This window comes from Thiolinea disciformis DSM 14473, assembly GCF_000371925.1.
GTDB classification, from domain to species: Bacteria; Pseudomonadota; Gammaproteobacteria; order Thiotrichales; family Thiotrichaceae; genus Thiolinea; species Thiolinea disciformis.
The window spans coordinates 1-1356 of sequence record NZ_AQVE01000067.1; the positions used below are offsets into that span (position 1 = coordinate 1).

Annotated in this window: 2 protein-coding genes; one reads left to right on the top strand and one right to left on the bottom strand. The window is 40.8% G+C overall.

The window, feature by feature from the left end; genetic code table 11:
- The coding region (locus A3IE_RS23345) for an RHS repeat-associated core domain-containing protein (protein WP_033407749.1) at positions 1-619 on the top strand (619 nt) is incomplete at its 5' end.
- Positions 620-997: 378 nt separating this feature from the next.
- Here the strand turns inward: A3IE_RS23345 and A3IE_RS21560 are convergent.
- Positions 998-1356, bottom strand: a 359-nt coding sequence (locus A3IE_RS21560) for a replication initiation protein (RefSeq protein ID WP_033407752.1), incomplete at its 5' end; no start/stop codon positions are given.

Here is a 1356-nt window from a genome sequence, read left to right on the forward strand (position 1 = left end):
GATCAATCTGCGCTTCCCTGGGCAGTATTATGATGCCGAGTCGGGGCTGCACTATAACGGGAATCGTTACTATGATCCGAAGATGGGACGGTACATTAGCTCCGATCCGATTGGGTTGAGTGGCGGGATGAATACCTATGCGTACGCTAAAAGTAACCCTTTGAGTTATATAGATCCACAAGGGCTAGCTGTTTCTATATGTTGCCGTCCTGCTCAAATAGCAGGTGGGCTTGTTGATCATTGCTGGGTTCAAACTGATACAATCTCGGCTGGAATGGGAGCTAATCCAGATATATTTCCCGGTCAACAGTATGAAGGATATGGAATGCAAGTACAGGTAATTGACCACTCTAGAGATCGTGCTACTCGTTGTACTGTACAGCAAGATGTGAATGAAGAGTGTGTTAATGCACAATTAACTAATGGAATATCTTTGGGACGATTTCTTCCTCCAATAAATGATTGCCAGCGATTTGCTAATTATACAGTTACAAGCTGCCGAAACCAACCTCGACTACTGGAGCAGCTCAGTAATCCTAGTGTATTACAAAATACAAGGCAACAATCACGTAACTCTACTAATATTCCAAGACCTGAATCTTGGAATGTGCGAAGGTGAAGCGTTCATGGCTGTGCTTAACAATGATTTTGTTATTTGTAGGCATGTTGTTTTTTGCAGGGCAGGCTATTACATTTGCATGGTTATCTGCGTTTCCAGAGCGTATCTTTCAACTAGAGTCATTGACTCTAAAGTTTTGGCTCTATGTTGTGTTAAGTATACTTTGCCTTATTATAAACCTTTTTCTACTTATGAAGATTGTCATAAGTAGAAAAAAGAAAAAGGTTGATTAATAGACCTCCTGCGAAAGTCAAAAATTGAGCAATTTCATTTTTCTGCTAAGGTTTGTTCTGTATAGCGTTTTCGTCCAGTTCTGGTTAAAATTTACCCCATGGACTTGCTTAAAAAATGACTTTCGCAGGAGGCCTATTGTCTCCTTCACTCTATCAGCCCATAGTATTTGAACGCCTCCAGCTCCTGCGCACTGACCAACGTATCAATGGTCTGATTGCTCAGTTTGGCAAGGTTTAATGCGCCTGTGTAGCGACTTAAAGCATCTTTTTTGCTCAAACCATGGTAATTATCCTGTTTGACTGGTAGCTCAATAGTTGGCGCTTTTAGTAAAACTGATGATGGTTCTAAAGCTAGCCTAGCTGGTTGCTCAGGAGAAAAACTAAACTTTAGCGTTTTGATGTTCTTACCATCTTTGAGTTTTTCAAACCTCACCTCCTGTTTATTTTTTTCCAGTAATTCCTCTAAAGCGGGTCTTATGACACGCTTCTCAAGGTCAAAAAATT